Annotated in this window: 1 protein-coding gene; it reads left to right on the top strand. The window is 64.5% G+C overall.

Features of this window, described 5'->3' with window-relative positions; translation table 11 throughout:
- Positions 1-420, top strand: a 420-nt coding sequence (locus AC30CM_RS27185) for an arsenate reductase/protein-tyrosine-phosphatase family protein (protein ID WP_490120004.1), incomplete at both ends; no start/stop codon positions are given.

Genomic DNA, 420 nt, shown 5'->3' with positions numbered 1-420 from the left:
AGACATCATGAAAAGAAGGCACACCCTCGGCACGCTTGCGCTGCTCTGCGGCGTCGGCATCCAGTGCGCGACGTCGGCATGGGCCGACGAACCGAAGAAGGTCGCGTTCGTCGACACGGGCAACACCGGGCGCAGCGTGATGGCGGAAGCGATTGCCGGCCAGTTGATCGCGCAGCGCCACGCGCATGTCGCGGTGATTTCGCGCGCGGTCGACGAGGATCCGTACGACGAAAAGCCGGAGGAGAACGGCGTGATCCTGATGAAGCGCCGCGGGATCGACACGTCCGCGCATCGCGCGGCGCAGTTGAACGCGAACGACGTCAAGCATTCGGACGTCATCCTGACGATGACCGACAAGCACAAGGAAAAGGTGCTCGCGCTCTATCCGTCGGCGGCCGGCAAGGTGTTCACGCTGGCCGA

This window comes from Mycobacterium sp. DHQP2018-32-09, from assembly GCF_058148405.1.
This window is presented reverse-complemented; position numbering and strand designations above follow the sequence as displayed.